This is a genomic window from Nostoc sp. DSM 114160 (assembly GCF_053470305.1).
Genome location: NZ_JBPFGO010000001.1, coordinates 1,407,893 through 1,427,686, shown reverse-complemented (window position 1 = coordinate 1,427,686; position 19,794 = coordinate 1,407,893). Strand labels below are relative to the sequence as shown.

Annotated in this window: 20 protein-coding genes and 2 pseudogenes; 18 read left to right on the top strand and 4 right to left on the bottom strand. The window is 42.4% G+C overall.

Annotated features, from left to right (window positions below; all coding sequences use genetic code 11):
* Window positions 1-138: 138 nt before the first annotated feature.
* The gene (locus tag NSTCB13_RS06835; protein ID WP_322713705.1) at window positions 139-423 is read right to left on the bottom strand and encodes a DUF427 domain-containing protein; all 285 of its coding nucleotides are present in this window, start codon (window positions 421-423) and stop codon (window positions 139-141) included.
* Window positions 424-1,049: 626 nt separating this feature from the next.
* Here NSTCB13_RS06835 and NSTCB13_RS06830 point away from each other — a divergent pair.
* The 9 genes from NSTCB13_RS06830 (at window position 1,050) to NSTCB13_RS06790 (ending at window position 8,072) form a co-directional block, all read left to right on the top strand.
* Window positions 1,050-1,217: a hypothetical protein gene (locus NSTCB13_RS06830; RefSeq protein WP_448271760.1), complete on the top strand. Its 168-nt coding sequence runs from the start codon at window positions 1,050-1,052 to the stop codon at window positions 1,215-1,217.
* Window positions 1,218-1,475: 258 nt separating this feature from the next.
* Entirely contained in the window at window positions 1,476-1,874 is a 399-nt protein-coding gene (locus NSTCB13_RS06825) for a hypothetical protein (RefSeq protein WP_448271759.1), read from the top strand.
* 377 nt (window positions 1,875-2,251) lie between these two features.
* Window positions 2,252-3,484 carry a damage-control phosphatase ARMT1 family protein gene (locus NSTCB13_RS06820; RefSeq protein WP_448271758.1) on the top strand — a complete coding sequence of 411 codons (1,233 nt, stop codon included), beginning with the start codon at window positions 2,252-2,254 and terminating at the stop codon, window positions 3,482-3,484.
* Between the two features lie 127 nt (window positions 3,485-3,611).
* Window positions 3,612-3,827 carry a hypothetical protein gene (locus NSTCB13_RS06815; protein ID WP_445628871.1) on the top strand — a complete coding sequence of 72 codons (216 nt, stop codon included), beginning with the start codon at window positions 3,612-3,614 and terminating at the stop codon, window positions 3,825-3,827.
* Window positions 3,828-3,834: 7 nt separating this feature from the next.
* Window positions 3,835-4,260, top strand: coding sequence for a type II toxin-antitoxin system VapC family toxin (locus NSTCB13_RS06810; RefSeq protein ID WP_322672214.1), 426 nt, complete (start codon window positions 3,835-3,837; stop codon window positions 4,258-4,260).
* Between the two features lie 187 nt (window positions 4,261-4,447).
* On the top strand, window positions 4,448-6,016 hold the full coding sequence (locus tag NSTCB13_RS06805; RefSeq protein WP_445628870.1) for a metallophosphoesterase family protein: 1,569 nt from the start codon (window positions 4,448-4,450) through the stop codon (window positions 6,014-6,016).
* Window positions 6,017-6,301: 285 nt separating this feature from the next.
* Window positions 6,302-7,060, top strand: a complete 759-nt coding sequence (locus NSTCB13_RS06800) for a YebC/PmpR family DNA-binding transcriptional regulator (RefSeq protein ID WP_448271756.1) — start codon at window positions 6,302-6,304, stop codon at window positions 7,058-7,060.
* A gap of 200 nt (window positions 7,061-7,260) precedes the next feature.
* Window positions 7,261-7,452 carry a hypothetical protein gene (locus NSTCB13_RS06795; RefSeq protein ID WP_445628868.1) on the top strand — a complete coding sequence of 64 codons (192 nt, stop codon included), beginning with the start codon at window positions 7,261-7,263 and terminating at the stop codon, window positions 7,450-7,452.
* Between the two features lie 218 nt (window positions 7,453-7,670).
* The gene (locus NSTCB13_RS06790) at window positions 7,671-8,072 is read left to right on the top strand and encodes a nuclear transport factor 2 family protein (protein WP_448271755.1); all 402 of its coding nucleotides are present in this window, start codon (window positions 7,671-7,673) and stop codon (window positions 8,070-8,072) included.
* Window positions 8,073-8,156: 84 nt separating this feature from the next.
* On the opposite strand, the gene NSTCB13_RS06785 is transcribed toward NSTCB13_RS06790, so the two are convergent.
* Window positions 8,157-8,468, bottom strand: coding sequence for an RNA recognition motif domain-containing protein (locus tag NSTCB13_RS06785; RefSeq protein ID WP_322672219.1), 312 nt, complete (start codon window positions 8,466-8,468; stop codon window positions 8,157-8,159).
* A 626-nt stretch (window positions 8,469-9,094) separates the two neighbouring features.
* Here NSTCB13_RS06785 and NSTCB13_RS06780 point away from each other — a divergent pair.
* The 3 genes and pseudogenes from NSTCB13_RS06780 to NSTCB13_RS06770 all read left to right on the top strand — a co-directional run bounded on the left by NSTCB13_RS06780 (window position 9,095) and on the right by NSTCB13_RS06770 (window position 14,731).
* Window positions 9,095-10,541, top strand: a pseudogene (locus tag NSTCB13_RS06780) (efflux RND transporter periplasmic adaptor subunit).
* A 75-nt stretch (window positions 10,542-10,616) separates the two neighbouring features.
* Entirely contained in the window at window positions 10,617-13,943 is a 3,327-nt protein-coding gene (locus NSTCB13_RS06775; protein WP_448271754.1) for an efflux RND transporter permease subunit, read from the top strand.
* A gap of 311 nt (window positions 13,944-14,254) precedes the next feature.
* Window positions 14,255-14,731 (top strand): N-acetyltransferase family protein, encoded by a 477-nt coding sequence (locus NSTCB13_RS06770; RefSeq protein ID WP_448271753.1) that lies wholly within the window; start codon window positions 14,255-14,257, stop codon window positions 14,729-14,731.
* Between the two features lie 42 nt (window positions 14,732-14,773).
* Here NSTCB13_RS06770 and ndhN read toward each other — a convergent pair whose 3' ends face one another.
* A complete protein-coding gene (gene ndhN / locus NSTCB13_RS06765) occupies window positions 14,774-15,250 on the bottom strand; it encodes an NAD(P)H-quinone oxidoreductase subunit N (protein ID WP_445628862.1) in 477 nt (158 codons plus the stop codon).
* Window positions 15,251-15,800: 550 nt separating this feature from the next.
* Window positions 15,801-15,992, bottom strand: coding sequence for a hypothetical protein (locus NSTCB13_RS06760; RefSeq protein ID WP_445628861.1), 192 nt, complete (start codon window positions 15,990-15,992; stop codon window positions 15,801-15,803).
* A gap of 244 nt (window positions 15,993-16,236) precedes the next feature.
* On the opposite strand from NSTCB13_RS06760, the pseudogene rplC reads away from it, so the two are divergent.
* The 6 genes and pseudogenes from rplC to rplV all read left to right on the top strand — a co-directional run bounded on the left by rplC (window position 16,237) and on the right by rplV (window position 19,787).
* A pseudogene (gene rplC, locus NSTCB13_RS06755) lies at window positions 16,237-16,870 on the top strand (50S ribosomal protein L3).
* A 96-nt stretch (window positions 16,871-16,966) separates the two neighbouring features.
* The gene (rplD, locus tag NSTCB13_RS06750; RefSeq protein WP_448273145.1) at window positions 16,967-17,605 is read left to right on the top strand and encodes a 50S ribosomal protein L4; all 639 of its coding nucleotides are present in this window, start codon (window positions 16,967-16,969) and stop codon (window positions 17,603-17,605) included.
* Complete coding sequence (locus tag NSTCB13_RS06745) at window positions 17,598-17,912, top strand: 50S ribosomal protein L23 (RefSeq protein WP_069070779.1); 315 nt, start codon at window positions 17,598-17,600, stop codon at window positions 17,910-17,912. The genes rplD and NSTCB13_RS06745 overlap by 8 nt, the downstream gene beginning before the upstream one ends.
* A 154-nt stretch (window positions 17,913-18,066) precedes the next feature.
* A complete protein-coding gene (gene rplB, locus NSTCB13_RS06740; protein ID WP_335003857.1) occupies window positions 18,067-18,930 on the top strand; it encodes a 50S ribosomal protein L2 in 864 nt (287 codons plus the stop codon).
* Window positions 18,931-19,072: 142 nt separating this feature from the next.
* Entirely contained in the window at window positions 19,073-19,351 is a 279-nt protein-coding gene (rpsS, locus tag NSTCB13_RS06735; protein ID WP_012410721.1) for a 30S ribosomal protein S19, read from the top strand.
* Window positions 19,352-19,430: 79 nt separating this feature from the next.
* On the top strand, window positions 19,431-19,787 hold the full coding sequence (gene rplV / locus NSTCB13_RS06730) for a 50S ribosomal protein L22 (RefSeq protein WP_069070777.1): 357 nt from the start codon (window positions 19,431-19,433) through the stop codon (window positions 19,785-19,787).
* Window positions 19,788-19,794: the final 7 nt, after the last annotated feature.

The following is a 19,794-nucleotide window of genomic DNA, read 5'->3' as shown; positions in this document are numbered from 1 at the left end:
CATATTAGAATAAATTCGCAAATAGTTTAAATACGAAGCCCGCTCAGATTTCTCTCTGCGCGGGCTAAGTATTTTATGGGCAATTAGCCGGACGTAATATTAATGTCCCTGCAACTAAAATACTTCCAGGAACCTTTATTAAGCCTCAACCTTTACGCCCTTCCAGAATGCGACATAACCTTCAATATTCTTAGCTTTCTCCTTAGCGCTGGGATAATACCAAGCAGCATCTTTGTTGACTTGTCCATCAACTTCGATACTGTAGTAACTGGCAACACCTTTCCAAGGACAAGTAGTGTGGGTGTTACTTTCAGTAAAATACTGCTTGTTAATGGCGTCAACAGGGAAATAATGGTTGCCCTCCACAACTACGGTATTATCACTCTCGGCTAAAGTAGCTCCATTCCAAATTGCTTTCGGCATAAATGACTTTGTAAATAAACTATACATATAACATTTTGACACTATCAGCTTATTTGTAGTGAATTTCTGGAACCTATGACGCTGCCAAAATAGTTCAGAAGTCATGAAGAGGCGATGAATTACATGATTTTCCTCTAAATATTAATTGCAATCACTTTTATTTATCAATTTGAAAATTAAAAGCATTTGCTTACATCATAAAGATTTTCTAGCATATTGCTATGGAAAGTTTATTAGACCAAACAAAGTCATATTTCGGTTGCTCGCCTTGAGCAAAAAATATCTAAATATGTAAGCGATGCCTGCGGTGAGCTACGCTAATGCACTTAGATAAATGCTTGTCAGCTAAAGATTTTATTTAGCATTTATTTGCATTTTTGAAGTTCTGATTAAACTTTCTTTCGATGTTCAATTTCTTCCATTTGGGTGAATTTGACTAAACTGTTTGGATAATTAACAAATCAATTCCCCAGATGAACCGATCCGAAAAACTTGAGATTAATAAAATGGTGGACTCTATTACTAAAGAATACTAATTGCAACTACATTTTGTTCTAATTGAGGATAACTCTATGAAATTCACAAACTCCTCTAATTCTGCACATATTATTGCTTGGATTAATTCTATGCCTAAAATCACTTGCTTTCATCAAGCTAAGAATCACAATAGTCCATCAATAAACACAGCCGTCAACTCTGAAACTTATCCTAGATATTCTACGAGTGCCAATTATATCAAACCCTTTGATACTGCTTTTATTGCTTATTACATGATGGGTTTTGGTAATTTTTAATGAGCTAAGTTATTTCTGGTCTTTTGAGGTGTAACTTATATCATTTTGTAAATTACAGTTTTTTCCAAAACACTCCATTCTTACACTATACCAATTCTCTTAAAAGTTTAGCGTTCAAAGTTTTTGGCAATTGTTTAACTCAACTTTGTGAGTAATAAATGAACAAACCTGATGACTTAATCATAAGAGTTTGACATTGCTAAATAAGAAGACTCTATTACTTGAGAATACTAATTAACCTCTACCGAGGATCAAATCATGAAATTCACAACTTTGCTCAATTCTGCACTGCTCATTGCTTTTATGGCTTTTATGCCTGGAATTGCTGGCGCTCAAACAGTTAATACTAATAATGGTGGTGGACAAATAAATACAGATGTCAATAATACTTTAGGCAAAAATCCTACAGATACTAAATATCTGCAACCCTTTAATCTTGCCTTTCTCGCTTATCAAGGTTATTTAAAAAAGCAGGGTATTCCTAGTTATGGCACTTTGTTATTCAAATACCAAACCGGATACTTGACTGGAAAAGATGTGGTTCAGGCTGCTATTAGGGCTAATAAGTTACCAGCGGAAGTTTTGAACGATGAAATGTATGTCAACGCAGTTGAGTTACAGATGAAATCATTTGGCGATACTAATGATTCACAATAGACAATTTAGGAGTGTTGAAATCAATCTCCGCATTTACCTATAATTTTAGACACGATAAATCGCCGTCTCTACAATAGACTTCTTGGCATTTGTAGGGAAAAGGGAAAGGGGGAAGGGGAAAAAATTATGTATTGTCCCCTTCCCCTTTAACCTTTATCCTTTTCCCAAGAGTGCAAAAAGCACTTTTGTAAGAGGTGTAATAATCAGTCTTTGGTCTTGACGGTGATTTATCGCGTCTGGGATAATACTTTTGTGACTTTGTTGAATACTTTGTTTGCAGCTATTGGTCGATTTATTCCGCTTTTGCGTTGATTAGGTTTGAAATAAAGTTGCACACAGCGTTAGAATAACTGAAAATATAAGGAAAATCAAAGTTTGTGGCGAATATATCCCACATCCCCAAATTACCGATACCACCGTCTCTTTTGGGGTCAGAAGTTGGTTCTTTTACTGAGTTTACAGTTACTCAACGAATGCCTGCGATCGCTCGCAGAGTTATTACTGAAAATAATTTCTCGTCTGAAATTAATACCAGCTTAGAAAACCTGGCAAGAGAACTGCCAGCAGGATATGTGCAACCTCTTTTAAATAAGGCTGCTGTAGATTTTTCAGCCTGGAATACATATTTAGAATTATACAAAGGTCAGCGTTGGCTAGATGTTCCTTGGTTTTTTGCCGAAACTTATTTTTTTCGGTTGATTCTAGAAATTACTAATTATTTTCGCCCTGGTGTCTGGCAAGGTATCGATCCATTTGAGTTACAAAAGTCTCAAAGTTTAGAAGCATCACTGGATTCGATTATTCAACTGTGCCATCGGGCTAACGATTGGTTAGATAATTCTCAACTGAAGGGAGAATCAAATCAAACAGCTTTAATAGCGCTGTTATATTTTGCTTTGTGGGGAAATCGAGTTGACTTGAGTTTATGGTCAGCATCCGAGAGCGATCGCAGTCGTTTTGATATTCAAACCCAACTAGCTCATATCTTAGTAAATGATGCCTCCCAAGTCACGGAATTGTTAACCAACTCTCAAGGAGGACGGATTGATTTTGTTGTAGACAATGCTGGTTTTGAACTTGTTTGCGATTTATGTTTAGTAGATTTTTTATTAAGTAGCGGATTGGCTAATCGGGTTTACCTACACTTAAAGCCACATCCGACTTTTGTATCTGATGCCATGATTAAGGATGTACATGATACAATAAATTTTTTAGCCGCTATTGGAAATCAACAACTTACATCCTTTACTCAAAGACTGCAAGACAATATTGCATCCCGGCGTTTAGTACTATCTGAAGATTACTTTTGGACATCGCCTTTAGCCTTTTGGGAAATACCCAACTCCCTCAAAAATGAGTTAGCCAATGCGAGTTTGGTTATAGTCAAAGGAGATGCCAATTATCGCCGATTATTAGGCGATCGCCATTGGGAATTTACTACTGACATTGCAGATATAGTTTGTTACCTACCCGTGCCAATGGTAGCTCTACGCACCCTAAAATCAGAAGTAGCAGTTGGTTTAAAGCCAGAAGTTATTGAGAAAGTAGCAAAATCTGACTCTTCTTGGTTAACAAATGGACAGTGGGGTGTGATTCAGTTAGTAGTTTAGGCAATTTTTGAAAAATCGAGATAATTTGTAAAACAAGTATACGTATCTTCACTACTTATGGGGTCGTCTACCCTACCCGTATCGCTACAACCAGCTTAGGATAGACTAGAAGAACTTTCTAAGGAAAATGGTAGAAAAAATCACAGCTGTGTTTAATGGCAAAGTGTTCTATCCAGCTGAACCGGTCGCACTGCCAATTAATACCCACGTGCGAATCAGTATTGAAATTTTACCGCCCAGCGAACATGAAACGGTATCATTTTTGCAAACGGCGCGATCGCTCAACCTCGAAGGACCGCCTGATTGGTCTGCCAATATAGATAAATATTTGTACAGTAAATAAACTTTTCATGCATTCTGAAGTCTTTCTTGATACATCATTTGCCATTGCCTTATCAGCACCAAGCGATCGCTTGCATGACCGAGCCTTACATCTGGCTAAAATGTTACAAGCAGCAGAAACTCGTTTGGTGACAACACAGGCGGTGATGTTGGAAATTGGCAATGCCTTATCCCAACAACCTTATCGTCAGGCAGCAATCATATTATTAAATTCTCTAGTAGCAGACTCCAAAGTAGAAATTGTCCCCCTTTCTCAAGAACTTTACGAACGCGCTTTCCAGCTATATCGCGAACAAACAGAGAAAGAATGGGGATTTGTCGATTGCGTATCTTTTATTGTTATGCAATATAGCGGCATCACTGAAGCACTAACTGCCGATGAGCATTTTCAACAAGCAGGCTTTCGAGCATTATTGCGAGAAAATTTACCTTAAAGATTTAGGAATTGGACACGAGGCATTAATTATTCACAAATGACAAATGACAAATACTTCGACTTCTCTTCGAGACGCTACGCGAACGCTCAGTACAAGTGACAAATGACAAATGACAAATGACAAATGACAATTAAATATTTCGTTACAATCGGTGTGTGCGTTAGGCATTCAAGAGTTATCAGCCATGAAATTGATTTCCGATCCACCGATTCCTGTGAAAATTCAAAAGATGAAGGAACGGGTGCGGTGGATGCATCCAAGTTTTGTGCAACGGGGAATTGACCAAACCAGTTTAGTTATTGACGATCAGAGGCAAGATAATCCAGAATTTTCCTTTATGGTTATCGGCGATTCCGGTACTAAATCTCATTCTCGACACCATCCCCAACGAAAAGTTGCCGAACTGATGCTGACTCACCGCGATGATTGCAGCTTTGTGTTGCACACTGGCGATGTCATCTATGTGGTGGGTTCCCAAGAATATTATTCAACAAACTTTATTGAGCCTTACCGGGAATTTCTTGTCGATGGTGACAACCCGAAAAGCATTCCTTATGACCGCATGGTGTTTAATCTGCCGTTCTTGCCAGTCCTTGGTAATCACGATTACTACGATGTGCCGTTGATGTATCGTTTATTTACTGGCACAACATCGTCACTGCGTCGCCTGTTCCGCTACAAAGACATCGAGATTGGCTGGCATGGATCGTATCAAGGTAATGCTTATGCACGAGCATTTATGGACTACACCCAGGCGATGTCTCCACAAGAATTAGCACACCATTTAGATTGGCACTACACCGCAAAGACCGACACAGGGCGCTGTTTGCGTTATCAGCCTGGACAATTTACCCGTTTACCCAATCGCTATTACACCTTTCGTTACGGCGGGATTGACTTTTTTGCACTCGATTCTAATACCTTTAATACACCATCACCATTACCTGCAACTCAAGAGGGAGAAATTTACCGTCGGGAATTACAAAAGCGTCGCCAGGAAATCGATCGAGAAGAATTAGAGATTTTGAAGATATGCGATCGCCTCAACCCAGATAAACCCGCCGAAGCGGAACAACTCGATGACCTTAGTGCCAAATTAGACCAAATCAACGAAATCAAAATTGATATTGAAAAACAACTAGCATCTCATCAAATGCCTGCGATCGATTTTGAACAACTTGAATGGTTGCGAAGCAGACTAATCGAATCTTGGAATAACTCAGAGGTGCGCGGACGTGTAATTTTTTTCCACCATCCTCCCTACGTCACAGAAGCTACCAAGTGGAATCAAGCACAAACCTTGGCGGTTCGCCACCGTTTGCGCTGGGTGTTTGAACAAGTAGCAGAAACTCTTGGTACTCTAATTAAAGAACGTCCCATAGTCGATTTGATTTTAAACGGTCACGCTCACTGTTTAGAGCATCTTTGCACAACTGACACCGGATTTGCTGATTCTCACATTAACTGTATTATCTCTGGTGGGAGCGGTCATCGTCCCCGCTATCAACGGCGAGAAGGGACTGAATTGATGGAAATTTTTGCTGAAATTCCAGGTAAACCCACTCGGAAAGTTGCGGATTCAACGTTATTTGTCGGCCGTCATAACTACAATTTCCAGAACCGACTGCCTTATTCATGTGTGCGGATTGATGTTCTGGATGGTAGCCCGCCCAAGTTTATCATCAGACCGTTGATTACTGAACGGGTTGAACAAGAGTGGCATAACACAGAACTGGAACCTTTTGCGATCTAAACGAGATGCGAAGTAATTGAACTAAGTAGGTCGGCGTAAATAATTATTGTTGGGCTAAGGCAGGGAGCAGGGGGCAGGGAGCAGGGGGAGAAAGAGTTTAAGCCTTATTTACTTTTCTTGACACAGTTTGATTTTATTTCACCGACTTACTTACACATTTTTCATCCCACTTGAAAATCAAATCTCAGCGCTGCATCTTAGCAAACTTTTACCAAATGCACCTTTGCATTGAGATAAAAGCTAGGTATATCCTAATCTTGAATAGAGTTACGATCGTCGCAAATTATGGCAGGACATAGTAAATGGGCAAATATTAAGCGCCAGAAAGCGTTAGTAGATGCAAAAAAGGGAAAAACCTTCACTCAGTTATCCAGGGCGATTATCGTTGCGGCTAGAAGCGGCGTGCCAGATCCGGCGCTGAATTTTCAACTCCGAACAGCAGTTGACAAGGCTAAGGCTGCAAGTATTCCCAATGATAATATTGAACGAGCGATCGCTAAAGGTGCAGGCACTTTTGGCGGCGATAGCGCTACTTTTGAAGCGATTCGCTACGAAGGCTATGGCCCTGGTGGTGTAGCGATTTTAATCGAAGCCCTCACAGATAATCGCAATCGCACTGCTGCTGACTTGCGTGTAGCTTTTAGTAAAAATGGTGGCAATCTTGGTGAAACAGGTTGCGTTAGCTGGATGTTTGAACAAAAAGGCGTTTGTGTTGTGCAGGGTGTAGTTGACGAAGAACAGCTTTTAGAAGCATCACTCGAAGGCGGTGCCCAGTCTTATGAGATGACTGAAGATGAAATGGCTGAGGTATTGACTGATATTGGAAATTTAGAAACTCTTAGTCAAACACTCAAAAATCAAGGTTTTAAGGTAACTGATGCGGAATTGCGCTGGATTCCTAGTAATAGTGTAGAAGTTACCGATCCCGATCGGGCGCGATCGCTTTTCAAGTTAATTGATACTCTAGAAGATTTGGATGACGTGCAAAATGTCACAGCTAACTTTGACATAGCAGAAGAATTGATGGCTATCAGCATTTCTTAATCAAAATTACAGTTATTTGGTTTATGTAACAAATATTACACTTATATAGAAGTGCTAGCAACTATTCTTAGCACAGTATTGCACTTAAGTCTTATATCTACGGATGTAAAAATAGACATGAAAGATTCATATCAATTACAAACTTATGACATACCTCTATTGGATAGTGAGATTGTTCATTACCTGATGAGGATTTTCAAGTGAATAAATTCGCTAAAGCTTTACTTTTGGCTCTGGTATTTGCTGCTCCTGTAACCGTATTTGCGGCTCAAGCTCAAGCTAAAGAAGTCCGTGTTGCTAGCGTAAAAAGTGCTAAAGTTCATCACAAGACACATCACAAGACACATCACAAGCGTCATGCTAAAAACCTAACTCATAAAACTCACGCATAAATAGTTACTATTAGTCGTAAAAGTTTCTAGTAGCTCTGTAATAAAGTTTAGTGTTGGTTTATCTGAAAAATAATTGTATTATTTAACCCCGCTGAAATCCCTACCAATCAGCGGGGTTTTTATTAACTTGCTCATGAGGACGCGCTCGTATAAAAATCAAAGTTCAAAGCGATCGCCTAATCATATCTACCACTATCCAATTAGTCTTCAAAACATATATGAAAGCAGACTATTTAGAAGAATCGCTTTTTCGTAAGTTGGAGGAGCGTTTGCTTCAACCCGATGTCCGAAAATCAGCGAAAGATATCATGGATTTACTTGCTGACGAGTTTATTGAATTCGGAAGCTCAGGGCGTGTTTTTAATAAACAGCAAATTATCGAGAGCTTGCAGAATGAATCCATCCAACCTCTGACTCAAAGATTGATAACAGAATTCAAAACGTTAGTTTTAGCAACAGGGGTTGTTTTAGTAACTTATCGTATAGTCAGACATATATCTGGCAAACAACCTGTTCATTCGTTGCGAAGTTCCATCTGGAAATTAAACAACGATCGATGGAAAATGATCTTTCATCAAGGCACTTTGGTTAGAGAATCATCAGTGCAGTATGATAAATAATTGCTTGAAATTATTTAGAGTCAAAGTTTTGCATAAAAAAGGCTCAAGCATTCCTGCCTGAGCCTTTTCTAAATTCAATTAAGCTTAGTAGCGGTTGTTGCTACGGTTGTAGCCGCCGCCACCACGGTTCCCAAAGGAACCACCACTTCTGTCTTCCTTGGGCTTGGCTTTATTTACTTTGAGGTCGCGACCAAGCCATTCAGCACCATCAAGAGCTTCAATAGCTTTCGCTTCTTCATCTTCTGAACTCATTTCCACGAAAGCAAAGCCGCGTAAACGACCTGTTTCACGGTCAGTGGGTAATTGAACGCGCTTTACAGCACCATATTCTGCAAATACAGCACTCAGCGCATCTTGTGTAACATCATAGGAGAGGTTACCAACGTAAATTGACATCAAATGTCTCCAAAATCATAAGTTTGTAGAGATTTAGATTTCGGAGAGAAGTCTGTAATACCAAAAGGAAAAAGCCTGTCAATACTAAAAACAAACACTGTCGCCGAATTAATTCTCATTTCACTTGCCATGATGACATAGCAACCAACTTTCTGGGTAAAAGTTTGAAAAACTGTTATAAAAAGTTATATAAGTGGTTAATAGCTAGATGCTGGCTAGTCTAAAAACGAGTGAGACTAAGTAAACCGCACCCACGAACTTGCTACATTCAATCTAGTTATGTCAGCCTAAGTCTAGTTACTTAATACTGCCCAGATTAAAAGTAGGGGTGTGAAAGTCCCGTATCTTCAGTAAATACAAGTCTTCTACTAAGGGCAGATTGCAAGAAATTTAAAAATATTTATACTGAGTTAAGAATTGCATCGTCAGCTAAAAAGCGGGCGACTCAATTTAATCAGTTAAAGTGGTGAGAAATTTTTTTCAATAAAAAGTAATTTTTGATACAAAATTCTGCAAGAAGATAGCCAATTGACTCTCGCCGCTTTTCACTATTGATAATGTCTCAAAATTACTTGGTAATGCACGGCTGTTTAACCCAAAAAGCTCACCAAATACAAGAAAAATAAATGATTTTGGACAGACATAAGCCGCACAAGCAGGCGAAATCACCTTTGGCAGCCGCTAACCAGGTAATGAATACCCAGTTAAATTCAGTTATGAAGACTGATGTGGTTGTTGCAGATGTAAAAAATAGTTTTGACACAAAGATGTCTTCCCCTTTTGCATCCAAATTATTGATTCCCTGTCTGCTGGGCATAGGACTGCTGAGTGCGAATTGTGGAGCGCTACCCAAGGAAGAAGCGGCTGACGCACAATCTCAGAGTCCTGGTAGCGGACAACGTGGTGGTGCAACGGCTGTAGATGCAGCGATCGCTCGAACTGATACGCTACAAACACAACCAGAATACACAGGTAATACAACACCCTTCCGAATTGTGTCACTGCGATCGCAAGTAGAAGCTCGGTTGTTGGCTTTGAACCTTGATGTCGGCGATGCAGTAAAGCTTGGGCAAAACGTCGGGCGGTTAGATGATGCCATACTTTCGACCGAATTAAAGCAAGCAGAAGCAGAGCTAGCAGCCCTCAAATCAGAAGTAGCCAGGGCAACCAATCAGGTAAGCAATGCTCGTGCAGACGTTGAACGGGCGCGCCTAGAAGTAGTACAAGCTCAAGCAGACTCAGAGCGGCAGCAGAGGTTGTTTAAGGCTGGAGCGATCGCTGAACAAACTGCCCAGCAAGCACGTACCCAGGCACAAACAGCCGCCCAGGCACTCCGGGCAGCCCAAGAACAAGTTCGCACAGAACAGCAAGCCGTTGCTGCCGCCCAAGGTAGAGTACTTGCTCAACAGGCATTGGTTGCCCAAACCAAAGAGCGCAGGGTCTTATACTCGGCTGGTATCTCCGATCGCTGGCGTAGTCACAGAAAAGGTGACAGAACCAGGCAACCTGCTGCAAGCAGGTAACGAAATCTTGAAAATTGGCGACTTTAGCCGTGTCAAAGTCGTCGTCCAAGTTTCCGAATTAGAACTGGCACAAATTCAAGTTGGGCAATCTGTACAAGTCCGTTTAGATGCCTTCCCCAAAGAAACATTAATTGGCAGAGTTACCCGCATTTCCCCTGCTGCCGACGCCACAGCTCGCTTGATACCTGTAGAAGTAGTGATTCCCAACACTCAAGGTAAGATTGGTAGCGGACTACTGGCGCGAGTCAACTTTCAAAACCAGACTCAACAGCGGGTAGTAGTACCGCAAACAGCGATTCAAAAACAAGCAGGAACAGCAAAGGCAGCACAGAAAGAGCAAGAAAACTCGTCGGGGACGCTATTTGTGGTGAAAGACACAGATGGTAAGACGAAAGTAGCTACGCGTGCTGTAACTTTAGGACAAAAGGCTGATGGCAAAGTGGAAATTTTATCCGGCTTGCAAGCGGGAGAGCGCTATGTTGTTCGTAGTGGTAAGCCGTTAAAAGAAGGTGACACTGTAAGTCTTTCAATTCTTTCAGAAAAGCAATAGTAGGGTGAGCAATAACCACCATCCCAAAGAAAAAAGTACTCAGTAGTCAGCACTTAGCACTTATCACTTAGTATCATGCAACAGGCAAATAATAATAGTGGCAATAGCGGATTTAGCCTGAGTGCGATCGCTATCCGCCAACACATTGGCACACTCATGCTCACCGTGGCAGTAATTGTCATTGGGGTATTTTTTCTCACAACGATCCAAGTCGATCTCCTACCATCAATTACCTATCCACGGATTGGCGTTCGCCTAGAAGCCCCTGGTATTTCACCAGAAGTAGCAGTAGATGAAATCACCAGACCCTTAGAAGAAGCTTTAAGGGCAACTGAGAATGTAGTGCAAGTTTTTTCCCGCACCCGTGAAGGACAAGTCAGCCTCGATTTATACTTCCAACCAGGGGGCGATATTGACCAAGCCCTAAACGATGCAACTGCTGCTTTTAACCGAAATCGAGGACAATTACCAGATACAATAGAGGAGCCGCGCTTATTCAAAGTCGATCCTTCTCAATTGCCGGTTTATGAATTGGCGCTGACATCTGCCTCGTTACAAGGGAAAGATTTACGCGTATTTGCTGATGAAGAGTTAACGCGTGAACTCAGTGTAGTACCAGGAGTCGCTTCTGTTGACGTATCCGGCGGTGCAGAAGAAGAAGTACGAGTGCTTGTTGACTTAAACCGATTGCAAGCTTTGGGTGTCGGGTTAAATGATGTCTTAGATGAATTAACAGCCCGTAACCAAGACACTTCTGGCGGTCGGATTCTGGGGCAAAATTCCGAGCCATTGACTCGGACTGTCGGACGTTTCCAAAATGCCAAGGAAATTGAAAACCTTTCTTTGGAAGTTTCCTCTCCTGCCTCCCCTGCTTCCTCTGCCTCCCCTGCCTCCCCTGCTTACCCTACACCTTCCCGCCGCGTTTATTTACGAGACTTTGCTGAGGTAATTGACGATACAGAAGAGCAGCGAGTATTTGTTTATCTGAATCGTCAGCCTGCGGTGAAATTTTCAGTCCAAAAGCAGCCAGAGGCCAACACGATCGCAGTTGTAGATGCTGTTAAGCGGCGAATTGAACAATTACGACAATCGGGTTTAATTCCAGCAGACATGACTTTGAGTCCCACCACAGATGAATCTGTCTTCATCCGCAATTCTTTAAATGATGTCATCTTTTCAGGGATTTCTGGGGCATTGCTAGCAGCAGCAGCAGTATTGTTATTTTTGGGATCGTTCAGGCAAACATTTATTATCAGTTTGACGATACCGCTGTGTACTCTGGCAGCGATCGCTTTAATGAAAATCTTTGGCTTGACCTTGAATGTATTCAGTTTGGCAGGTCTGACATTAGGAGTCGGTCAAGCAATTGATACATCGGTTGTGATCTTGGAGAACATTTCCGAAAAAGCGGGGATGACTCCCAATCAGAGGGAGATGGAGGCAGGGGAGCAGAGGAGCAGCAATTCGGCTACGCTCAGTGACCGAGGAGCAGAGGGGAAGGGGAGAAATTCAAGATTCTTTATTGATAGTGCGATCGCAGCTTCCCAAGAAGTAGAATCTGCTTTAGTTGCGGCTACAGGTGCCAACTTAGTTTCTGTAGTGCCATTCCTCTTAATTGGCGGCTTTATTGCACTGCTATTTAATGAACTGATTCTGACAATTAGCTTCGCAGTCGCAGCATCTCTTGTGGTTGCGATTACAGTAGTGCCGATGCTGTCTTCTCGACTTTTGGGAATCCGCTGGTCTAGTCGGATTAGTGAATTTTGGCTGCTTAGACAGTTTAATCACCGATTTGAAGATGCGACGCGGGGATACAGTAACTTCTTAACCAAGGTCTTACGCTATCGCCTTTTCGTAGTAACTGCTGCTTTGGTAATTTTAGGCGGCAGTAGCTTCTTCATGTTTGGTCAAATTCCCCAAGAAATTTTACCCCGCATCAGTACCGGGCAAGCTACCTTGAGAGCGCAGTTTCCTCCCGGTACACCTTTAGCAACTTCTGAAAAAGTTATGCAAATTGTCGATGACATTTTGCTCAAACAACCAGAAACCGAATCTGCTTTCACAACTGTGGGTGGTAATTTATTTGGCAGCAGTACTACAGAAAATCCTTTACGTGCCAGCAGTACCATCAATCTAAAACCAGGCACAGATGTTGAAGCCTTCGTCAAAAAAGTAACTCAGGAATTTAACAAACTCAACTTAGCAGGAATTCTGCTGCGCCTCAATCCTGGTCAGGTGCGGGGTTTAATCTTGAGTAATTCTCCAGTGCAAGGGTCAGAAGTTGACGTGATTCTGCAAGGTGAGAATGAAGAAAACTTAACGCAAGCCGGGGCCCAAGTGCTGCAAGCATTACAAGAAAGAGCAAAATTAGCGACATTCCGACCAGATGCCGACCCCCGACAACCGGAAATCCAAATTCGCCCCGACTGGGAACGGGTTTCAGCTTTAGGGTTGAGCGCCGGACAAATTGGTGCAACAGTTCAAACAGCAATTGAAGGTTCAGTTCCCACGCAAATTCAACGCGGTAATCGTTTAGTTGATGTGCGGGTGCAGCTAAATAAAGAAGCGATTCAGCGTCCTTCCCAGCTAGAACAATTACCACTATTTACAGAAAACAATCAACTAATCCGGCTTTCAGATGTGGCAAACATTCAAGAAGGTCAAGCGCCTGGTGAGGTGCAACGGATTAATCAGCGCCAAGCTTTTATTGTCGCCGGAAATCTCAGTGAGGGAGCTAGTCTTGGTGAAGCGATCGCAGAAGTCAACGAGGTACTTAAAGATGTAGACTTACCTGATGGTGTTTCCATTGTGCCTAGTTCTGCCCAAGAAACGAATCAGCAACTTCAGGATGCTTTAAAAACTTTGGGGGCGTTGGCAACGTTCTTAATCTTTGTAGTTATGGCGGTACAATACAATTCGCTAATTGACCCATTGGTAATTATGTTCACCGTACCACTAGCGTTAGCTGGGGGAATTTTTGGACTTTACATTACCCAAACTGCAATTGGCGCAACTGTAATTGTTGGTGTCGTCCTGCTGGTGGGAATTGTGGTGAATGCAGGGATTCTGATGGTGGAACTGGCGAATCAAATTCGGGAAGAAGTTGGTTGTACTCGCCAAATTGCGATCGTGGAAGCTGCTCCTCAACGCTTGCGCCCAATTATCATGACTACAGTCACTACTATCTTGGGACTGTTTCCTTTGGCATTGGGCATTGGTGAAGGTTCTGAGTTTTTGCAGCCTTTAGGGATTGTAGTTTTCTTTGGGATGGCGATCGCAACAATGCTGACACTATTTATCATCCCCTGTTTTTATGTTCTGCTGCACGATTTGCTTGGTGGAAATTGGGCGAAGCCAGTGTTAATCCGATTGCGTGGAGTGACGAAAAAACTTATCAACTAATGAGCAGTTAAGTTGCACATAGCGCAATACCAATTTTGCTGGCGATCGCGATTGCTGTTTCTTTCTGGAGTGGTTATAAATAGACAGCCGTTTGCTATAGTCTCTAAACCTTATAACCATTTCAGATATCCACTTAGACATCGCCCCTGTTCTAACCAAGCCAGCTTTTCCCAATGCTAAAAACAAAGTTTTCCAAAATTTATGATGCTCAGGGTCAACAAAACGATACTCTTGGCTGAGTAAGTGAATAAAAACTAATATCCCACTGCAAGGCATTCTTTCTTGTTTGTGCTTTTTGTGCTTGAAAGCTTATGCTGATCCGCTCCGCTACAATAACTGACGTACCCGCAGTTTTACCAATGGTTGTCAAAATTTGTGCTTTGCATGAGTCTTGGGATTCCGCCAAATATGGTTTTCTACCGTATCCAGAACAGCGTTATGAGCAATGGTTGACGCGTTTGGCAAATAGCGATGGACGCAGTATATTTCTCGTATCCGAAAATGAAGGGCAAATTGTCGGGTTTCTAGTGGCAACAGTTGAGCGAGAAATACCAATTTACCGATTACAGGAATTTGCTTTTATTCATGATATCTGGGTCGAGCCAGAATATCGCCAAAAAGGAATTGCGCGGCAGATGGTGATGCTAAGTATTGAACGCTTTCATCAGATGGGCGTCAAGCAAATTCGTCTAGATACAGCAATTGCTAACGAGGCTTCACGGCGGTTGTTTGCATCTTGTGGTTTTCGATTCAGCATCATTGAAATGCTGATTGAATTGAGTCATTAGTCATTAGTTATGAGCAAATGACTAATGACTAATGACAAAGGACTAACTAGCTAACAGAGTTTTTTCTAGAGAAGTCCAACGGAAAGAGCGATCGCCACCCCTCTCAATGATTATTCTCACTCGTGGTTCTAGTTGAGGCAAATTCGTCAAATACTCAAGTTCTTGATTTGAAAGAATATGCCCTTCAATAATCCACAAGACCAGCCCCTTAGACTTTGGTGGTAGCTGTTCTAGATGAGAATTGAGAATTGGGGGTAAATAGTACACATGACCCACTGCGGCACCGCTACCAGTGCTTTTTTTTCCAAGATGAGGAGGTCTGACTCCATGAATTCTTGTGAGATACGCAGCTAAATCACCCAGTCCTTTAGCAGTAATGTGGAGGGTAGTATAGCCAGCTGCCCGTAGTCGGCGCTGATATCGACCTTCATAACCCCCTTCTAGAGGTACATACACTCCCAAAGCGCCAAACTTTTCCAGATCGCGGATTAAACCGTTGCCAGTGGTAATTAGTGCCATAGATTTTCGTATTATCCCACTTAGATATCTCTATTATTTACCCTGAACCGATAGATTAAAAGCATTTTTTTGGGGTATTGGGCATTGGGATTAGGGGAGAGGTGACAGGTGATAGGTGATAATCTGTACCTATTCCCTGTAACCTGTACCCTATTCCCTGCTCCCTTGCTTCTTCCCCACTCCCTAAAAATAACTCTATAAATTACTGGACAAACATAAATAAATAATTTATATTATTAGATTGTGACCAAAAACGCAAATTAGGTCAACTTTTTACTGTCATTCTGAGGTAGTGCTAGCATCAAAAACTGATGACTGAATCCAATTTGGATAATCTAGCTCAGAGCGATCGTAGACTGGTAAACTAAGAAAGCTTTCAGGTCAACATTAGAGCTTATGAAAGAATAACTAAAGTTAATCCTAAGCTCCAACGTAGATTTACTCCTGTGCCTCCAAAAAAGCAGGCAAAAGCTTAAACAATAGTTTAAGGTGTTTAAGGAAGTAAAAACTGAGCAGCAATGTTGGTTTCATGGCATTACGTCAGTCTCAGTTAACGGATACTGGGCGGTAATAACCGCTTAAGTCCAACTGCAACACGGCAGTAGCCAATCTCTAAGAAGCCGCCATATAAGGCGTGTACAAATCGGGAAACCTGCCGACAGCGCTGCCTCCAGAAAGTGCCAAAGCAATTGCTTGGACGAAAGCATTGCTGCACACAGCTGAAAGCTGTAGCGCCTTGCATTGATTCCAGAAGTTACTCCTTCCAAACGGGAAGAGACTTGTGGCTGTTCTAGCGATCTAGTGAGTGAAGCTAAACAGATTCACCAAGCAGTACGGACACGGTTTGTTGTGTCCGAAAGCATTTGGAACGGTTTATTGAAACCATTCTAAATTTCCCAGGCTAAACCAGCCTAAACTGATGCGTACAAAGCGTGTCCTCTAGAGTCCAATTCCAAGGTCAGCAAGTAGAAGGAGAACCAGTTACTGTGTCTGTAGGTATTCTCGGCACCAAGCTGGGCATGACCCAAATATTTGACGAAGCAGGAGTGTCTATTCCTGTAACTGTCATTCAAGCAGGGCCATGCACCGTTACACAAGTTAAAACCAAAGAAACCGATGGTTACTTTGCCATTCAAGTTGGTTATGGCGAAGTCAAACCCAAGGCACTAAATAGACCACTACTGGGCCATTTGGCTAAATCATCTGCCCCAGCATTGCGTCACTTAAATGAATATCACACCGATAGCTCTAGTGATTATGCTTTAGGTCAACAGATTAAAGCAGATATTTTTAGCGCAGGTCAAATTGTCGATGTCGTCGGCACAAGCATTGGTCGTGGCTTTGCGGGAAACCAGAAGCGCAACAACTTTGCTCGTGGACCCCATGTCACACGGTTCCAAAAACCACAGAGCACCTGGTTCAATAGGTGCTGGTACAACACCCGGTCGTGTCTATCCAGGTAAGCGGATGGCAGGTCGTTTAGGTGGAAAACGTATTACAATCCGCAAACTGACCATAGTGCGAGTCGATCCAGAACGCAACTTATTGCTAATTAAAGGAGCCATTCCTGGTAAAGCAGGCGCTCTAGTAAGTGTTGTACCGGCAAAAATAGTGGGATAGTCAAAAGTCATTAGTCAGTAGTCATTAGTCAGTAGTCATTGGCTAAGGACAAAAGACAAATGACTTTTGACAAATGACAAAGGACAAATAACAAAAATGGTTGAAAGCGTAGTTAAAAATTGGCAAGGAGAACAGGTCGGCGAGACGACCTTCGAGTTGCGCACTGCCAAAGAAGAAACAGCGTCTCATATTGTACACCGCGCCTTAGTACGGCAATTGACCAATGCTCGTCAAGGAAATGCCAGCACAAAAACTCGTTCAGAAGTCAGAGGTGGCGGTCGTAAACCTTGGCGGCAAAAAGGTACAGGTCGCGCTCGTGCAGGTTCTATTCGTTCGCCATTGTGGCGTGGTGGTGGTGTGATCTTTGGGCCAAAGCCCAGAGATTTCAACCTGAAGTTGAACCGCAAAGAGCGACGTTTAGCATTGCGGACAGCATTTGTCAGCCGGATTGACGACTTGATCGTAGTAGAAGAATTTAGCACCGAGCTATCTCGCCCGAAGACTAAAGAATTAGTAGCAGCACTTGCCCGTTGGGGAGTAGTACCAGCAAGCAAGGCACTGTTAATTTTGTCTGAAATTGCGGCTACAGATAACGTTTATTTATCAGGCCGCAACATTGAAAATTTAAAACTAATTGCAGCCGACCAGCTAAATGTTTTTGATTTACTGCACGCTGACAAAATAGTAGTTACGGCATCAGCCCTAGAAAAAATTCAGGAGGTCTACAGTGCCTAGCTTTGACCCCCGCGACCTTGCCGACTTAGTACGTCGCCCAATCGTCACCGAGAAAGCGACTATCTTGATGGAGCAAAACAAGTACACCTTTGAAGTAATTCCAAAGGCATCTAAGCCAGAAATCAAGGCTGCGATCGAAGATTTGTTTCAGGTCAAGGTTGTAAAAGTCAACACCACTCTACCACCGCGCAAAAAGCGGCGCGTTGGGAAATTTATTGGCTATAAACCCCAATATAAGCGAGCGATCGTCACCGTCGCACCTGGGGATGAAGACAAGATTAGACAAGTTCTATTCCCAGAAGTCTAGAAATTTTAGATTTTAGATTTTAGATTTTAGATTGAGGAGTTGACTGAATAAGTACCGAAAATGGTGGCAATTAGTTAAACACTCATTAAATTCAAAATCCAAAGTTCAAAATCCAAAATTAAGTAAATCCAAAATCCAAAATCCAAAATAGATTATGGGTACTCGTTCTTATCGCCCTTATACCCCCAGCACTCGCCAAGTTACAATCTCTGACTTTGCGGAAATTACCAGAACCGAGCCAGAAAAATCCTTAACAACCTCGAAGCATCGCGCCAAAGGTCGGAATAATCACGGACGGATTACTAGTCGTCGTCGGGGTGGCGGACACAAACAGCTTTATCGGATTATCGATTTTAAAAGGGATAAACATAATATTCCGGCAAAAGTTGCAGCAATTGAATACGATCCTAACCGTAACGCCAGAATTGCCCTTTTGTATTACCAAGACGGCGAAAAACGGTACATCCTTCACCCCAACGGATTGAAAGTTGGAACAATAATTATTTCTGGGCCGGAAGCTCCCTTTGAAGATGGAAATGCTTTACCGCTCTCGAAGATTCCCTTGGGTACTAGTGTTCACAACGTAGAACTGACCCCTGGTAAAGGTGGTCAAATTGTGCGTGCTGCTGGTGCTAGCGCTCAAGTTGTAGCAAAAGAAGGTAATTATGTAACCCTCAAGTTGCCTTCAGGAGAAGTCCGGTTGATTCGACGCGAATCCTACGCCACCATTGGACAAGTAGGCAACACCGATGCGAGAAACCTGAGTGCAGGTAAAGCCGGACGAAATCGCTGGAAAGGTCGCCGTCCTAAGGTTAGAGGTAGCGTCATGAACCCAGTGGATCACCCACATGGTGGTGGTGAAGGTAGAGCGCCTATCGGTAGATCGGGGCCTGTTACACCTTGGGGTAAACCCACATTGGGTGCGAAGACACGCAATCGCAAGAAACTTAGCAGCAAGTTGATTGTGCGTCGTCGTCGTAAGTCTTCTAAACGCGGTCGTGGTGGTCGTGAATCATAGAATTTTAGATTTTAGATTTTGGATTTTAGATTGAGGTCTACTCGTGAACATTGAAAATTTGTGAAACCTGATTAGATACCTAATTATCCAAAATCCGAAATTCTAAATCCTAATTCCTAAATCCTAAATCCAAAATTGAACTATGGGTCGTTCTCTAAAAAAAGGTCCTTTTGTTGCGGATCATCTCCTAAAAAAAATTGAAAAGCTCAACGACAACAACAGAAAAGAAGTTATTAAAACTTGGTCACGAGCTTCGACAATTTTGCCTCTAATGGTAGGCCATACCATAGCTGTTCACAACGGACGCCAACACGTTCCCGTTTTTGTAAATGAACAGATGGTAGGTCATAAGTTGGGTGAATTTGCCCCGACACGCACCTACAGGGGTCATGGAAAAAGCGACAAAAAAGCGGGTAGGTAGTCATTAGTTATTACTCATTAGTCATTAGCTAAAGACAAATGACAAATGACAATGACAAATGACAAAATTGGAGAAAATTATGGCTACTAATACTACTGAAGTAAAAGCGATCGCTCGTTTTATCCGCATCTCGGCTTACAAAGTGCGTCGGGTACTCGATCAAATCCGCGGGCGATCTTACCGAGAAGCGTTAATCATCCTGGAATTCATGCCCTATCGCGCTACTGAACCCATATTGAAGGTTCTCAGAAGCGCTGCTGCCAATGCCGAACACAACGCTGGGTTAGATCGGACTCAACTTGTAATTACTCAGGCTTATGCCGATCAAGGCCCGCCATTGAAGCGCTTCCAACCAAGAGCGCAAGGTCGAGCTTACCAAATTCGCAAGCCGACGTGTCATATTACCGTAGCTGTTGCAGCTGCTCCAGAAAAATAAGCACGTT

Coding starts and splice junctions, on each gene's coding strand:
- NSTCB13_RS06790 (WP_448271755.1), top strand. CDS start 7,671: ATGAAAGCAGACTATTTAGAAGAATCGCTTTTTCGTAAGTTGGAGGAG.
- rpsS (WP_012410721.1), top strand. CDS start 19,073: ATGGGTCGTTCTCTAAAAAAAGGTCCTTTTGTTGCGGATCATCTCCTA.
- NSTCB13_RS06805 (WP_445628870.1), top strand. CDS start 4,448: ATGAAATTGATTTCCGATCCACCGATTCCTGTGAAAATTCAAAAGATG.
- NSTCB13_RS06800 (WP_448271756.1), top strand. CDS start 6,302: ATGGCAGGACATAGTAAATGGGCAAATATTAAGCGCCAGAAAGCGTTA.
- NSTCB13_RS06810 (WP_322672214.1), top strand. CDS start 3,835: ATGCATTCTGAAGTCTTTCTTGATACATCATTTGCCATTGCCTTATCA.
- rplD (WP_448273145.1), top strand. CDS start 16,967: ATGGTTGAAAGCGTAGTTAAAAATTGGCAAGGAGAACAGGTCGGCGAG.
- ndhN (WP_445628862.1), bottom strand. CDS start 15,250: ATGGCACTAATTACCACTGGCAACGGTTTAATCCGCGATCTGGAAAAG.
- NSTCB13_RS06815 (WP_445628871.1), top strand. CDS start 3,612: ATGGTAGAAAAAATCACAGCTGTGTTTAATGGCAAAGTGTTCTATCCA.
- rplB (WP_335003857.1), top strand. CDS start 18,067: ATGGGTACTCGTTCTTATCGCCCTTATACCCCCAGCACTCGCCAAGTT.
- NSTCB13_RS06785 (WP_322672219.1), bottom strand. CDS start 8,468: ATGTCAATTTACGTTGGTAACCTCTCCTATGATGTTACACAAGATGCG.
- NSTCB13_RS06835 (WP_322713705.1), bottom strand. CDS start 423: ATGCCGAAAGCAATTTGGAATGGAGCTACTTTAGCCGAGAGTGATAAT.
- NSTCB13_RS06760 (WP_445628861.1), bottom strand. CDS start 15,992: ATGCAAGGCGCTACAGCTTTCAGCTGTGTGCAGCAATGCTTTCGTCCA.
- NSTCB13_RS06775 (WP_448271754.1), top strand. CDS start 10,617: ATGCAACAGGCAAATAATAATAGTGGCAATAGCGGATTTAGCCTGAGT.
- NSTCB13_RS06825 (WP_448271759.1), top strand. CDS start 1,476: ATGAAATTCACAACTTTGCTCAATTCTGCACTGCTCATTGCTTTTATG.
- NSTCB13_RS06830 (WP_448271760.1), top strand. CDS start 1,050: ATGCCTAAAATCACTTGCTTTCATCAAGCTAAGAATCACAATAGTCCA.
- NSTCB13_RS06770 (WP_448271753.1), top strand. CDS start 14,255: ATGCTGATCCGCTCCGCTACAATAACTGACGTACCCGCAGTTTTACCA.
- rplV (WP_069070777.1), top strand. CDS start 19,431: ATGGCTACTAATACTACTGAAGTAAAAGCGATCGCTCGTTTTATCCGC.